Origin of the sequence: Sphingomonas sp. FUKUSWIS1 (genome assembly GCF_000733135.1) — a bacterium.
Classification (GTDB): domain Bacteria; phylum Pseudomonadota; class Alphaproteobacteria; order Sphingomonadales; family Sphingomonadaceae; genus Sphingomonas; species Sphingomonas aerolata.
This window is the reverse complement of sequence record NZ_JPJC01000110.1, coordinates 1-3,145: the sequence shown is the minus strand read 5'-3', so window position 1 is coordinate 3,145 and position 3,145 is coordinate 1. Positions and strand designations below refer to the sequence as shown.

Here is a 3,145-nt window from a genome sequence, read left to right as displayed (position 1 = left end):
CGTCGCCGCCGGTGCGGTGGCGCGGCTCGTCGTGCCCCAAGTCCGCGTCCGCGCCTGGGTCGAGGCGATTGGCGGCGACGCGATCGACCCTGCCAACTTCGACGACGCACAGATCGACCAAAACCCGTTCTTCTGCCCCGACGCCACGGCTGCGCTGCGCTGGGAGGCGCTGGTCGACGCCGCGCGCAAGGCGGGATCGTCGCTCGGTGCGGTGATCGCGTGCGAGGCGACCGGCGTCCCCGCAGGCTGGGGCGCGCCGCTCTATGCCAAGCTCGACGCCGAACTCGCCTCGGCCTGCATGAGCATCAACGCGGTCAAGGGGATCGAGATCGGCGACGGGTTCGCTGCTGCCGCGCTCTCGGGCGAGGCCAATGCCGACCCCATGCGACCGGGCGCAGAAGGCCCCGAATTCCTGGCCAACCATGCCGGCGGGATTGCCGGCGGGATCGCCACCGGCCAGCCGATCCGCCTGCGCGTCGCGTTCAAGCCGACCAGCTCGATCCTCACCCCCGTCGAGACGATCAGTCCGTCCGGCGAGGCCGCGACGATCGCCACCAAGGGCCGCCACGACCCCTGCGTCGGCATCCGCGGAGTCCCCGTGGTCGAGGCGATGGTCGCACTTGTCCTTGCCGATCAGGCGCTGCTCCACCGCGGCCAATGCGGCTGACGGGGGAACATAAGTCGAACCGGAACGCTGTGTCTCCAACACGATAGGAGAGAAACATGCGTATTCTGACCTCGATCGCAGCGGCAGCCCTGATCCTTCCGGCCGCCGCCATGGCCCAGACCACCGGCGGTACCGCAGGTGGCACCATGGGCGGTACGATGGGCGGCGGCACGACTGGTGGCACCATGGGCGGTACCATGGGTGGCGGCACCACCGGCGGCGCGATGGGCGGCATGTCCACGGGTTCGACGGCGCAGTCGGGCACCACGGCCACCGATTCCGCGACCCAGACCCGCACGCAGCGCGGTACCCGCGCCCGTAGCCGCACGCGCGGCACGACGGGTACGACGACCGGTACGACCACGGGTCCCGATACGGTGACGGGCACCGGCACCACGACCGGCACGACCTCCGGTTCGATGTCGACCGGCAGCACCGGCCCGGGCACCATGGGTGGAACGATGGGCGGCACGGCCGCAGGTGGCACGATGGGCGGCACCATGGGCGGGACTGCAACGACCGGCGGTACCGTGGGCGGCACGCCGCCACGCTGAGCCACACAGGCTGATCCAAAAAAAAGGCCGGGCAATCGCCCGGCCTTTTTCATGTCAGCGCCTGTTGCCTCAGTCCGAGAACGGATCCCTTACCAGGATCGTGTCCGCCCGCTCCGGGCTGGTCGAGACCAGCGCCACCGGGCAACGGATCAGCTCCTCGATACGCCGGATATACTTGATCGCCTGTGCCGGCAGGTCGGCCCAGCTACGCGCACCGGCAGTGGTTTCCTGCCAGCCTTCCATCGTCTCGTAGATCGGCTCGACGAGCGCCTGGTCGGCGGCATGCGCCGGAAAGTAATCAAGCGTCTCGCCGCGCAGACGATAGCCGGTGCAGATCGACACCGTCTCGAACCCGTCGAGCACGTCGATCTTGGTCAGTGCGATCCCGGTGATGCCGCCGACCGCCGCCGACTGGCGCACCAGCACCGCGTCGAACCAGCCGCAGCGGCGCTTGCGTCCGGTGACGGTGCCGAACTCATGCCCGCGCACACCGAGCCGCTCGCCGGTCTCGTTCTCGAGCTCGGTCGGGAACGGCCCCGACCCGACGCGCGTCGTGTACGCCTTGGCGATCCCGAGCACGAACCCGACCGCGCTTGGCCCCAGGCCCGAACCGCCCGCCGCAGCGCCCGCAATCGTGTTCGACGAGGTGACGAACGGATAGGTGCCGTGATCGACGTCGAGCAGCACGCCCTGCGCGCCCTCGAACAGGATCCGCTTGCCGGCCGAGCGCGCCGCGTTCAGGTCGCGCCACACGGGCTTGGCGAACGGCAGCACGAAGCCGGCAATCTCGCGCAGCTCGGCGATCAGCGCCGCACGGTCGATCGGCGGCTCGCCGAACCCGGCGCGCAGCGCGTCGTGATGCGCGGTCAGACGGTCGAGCTGCGGCCCCAGATCGTCGAGATGCGCCAGATCGCACACCCGGATCGCACGGCGACCGACCTTGTCCTCATAGGCCGGGCCGATGCCGCGCCGCGTCGTGCCGATCTTGCCCGCGCCGCTCGCATCCTCGCGCAGACCGTCGAGATCGCGGTGGAACGGCAGGATCAGCGCGCAGGTATCGGCGATGCGCAGCGTCTCGGGCGTCGCGACGACACCCTGCGCGCCCAGCCGCGCAATCTCGTCCTTGAGCGCCCAGGGATCGAGCACGACGCCGTTGCCGATGAACGACGGCGTGCCGCGGACGATGCCCGAGGGCAGCAGCGACAGCTTGTACACATTCTCGCCGACGACGAGCGTGTGGCCGGCATTGTGGCCGCCCTGGAACCGCACGACCATGTCGGCACGCTCGGCGAGCCAGTCGACGATCTTGCCCTTGCCTTCGTCGCCCCATTGCGCGCCGATGACTGCTACGTTGGCCAAACTCTATCTCCTGAGAATTACCCGCAGCGCCTACAGCGCGCGGGGCGCATCCGCCACCCAAAGATGCGTGCAGACCTGCGCTTCGGGGGTATCGCCCGCGTCGAGCGCGGCGACCGTGACCCAGCCCTGCGCCCGCATCGCCGCACCGTCGGCCGCCGGCGTACCCAGCGGCAGGAACAGCCGACGGCGATCAACGCTGACGACCCGGTCGACCAGCGGGTCGGCAAACAGCGAGAAGCCCGTCGCGGCTTCCTCGGCACCGCTTTCATGCACCACGGTATAGGTGCCGCCACGCCCGACCTCGCGCGCGCTGCCATCCGCGAACAGCGAGAAGCCGAGCCAGGTCTGATATTCGAACCCGTGCCGCTCGGTCGGGTCGAGCGTCAGCGCGACGCGGCCGTCGAGCGCCGCGGCGATCCGCGTGAGCGCGTCGAGCCGCGACGCGAGCGCGCCCGTCGTATCGAACATCCGCAGCCGCTCCATCGCCGGCGCGAACGGCCCCGCCGCCTCGATCAGCGGCAGATAGGCGGGCGCAAGCGCGGCGACCGCGCCGGCATCCTTGGCA

The 3,145-nt window shown here is 70.3% G+C and carries 4 protein-coding genes; 2 read left to right on the top strand and 2 right to left on the bottom strand.

Annotated features, from left to right (window positions below):
• Positions 1-667, top strand: a 667-nt coding sequence (gene aroC / locus sphsw_RS07765) for a chorismate synthase (RefSeq protein ID WP_031440107.1), incomplete at its 5' end; no start/stop codon positions are given.
• A 56-nt stretch (positions 668-723) separates the two neighbouring features.
• Positions 724-1,221, top strand: coding sequence for a hypothetical protein (locus tag sphsw_RS07760; protein ID WP_052380877.1), 498 nt, complete (start codon positions 724-726; stop codon positions 1,219-1,221).
• Positions 1,222-1,290: 69 nt separating this feature from the next.
• On the opposite strand, the gene sphsw_RS07755 is transcribed toward sphsw_RS07760, so the two are convergent.
• Together sphsw_RS07755 and sphsw_RS07750 are read right to left on the bottom strand one after the other, a co-directional pair.
• Entirely contained in the window at positions 1,291-2,580 is a 1,290-nt protein-coding gene (locus sphsw_RS07755; RefSeq protein ID WP_031440105.1) for an adenylosuccinate synthase, read from the bottom strand.
• Positions 2,581-2,610: 30 nt separating this feature from the next.
• The coding region (locus sphsw_RS07750; protein WP_031440104.1) for an ATP phosphoribosyltransferase regulatory subunit at positions 2,611-3,145 on the bottom strand (535 nt) is incomplete at its 5' end.

Bases quoted from the DNA above. Each gene is read 5' to 3' on its own strand.
- sphsw_RS07760 (WP_052380877.1), top strand. From the start codon at position 724: ATGCGTATTCTGACCTCGATCGCAGCGGCAGCCCTGATCCTTCCGGCC.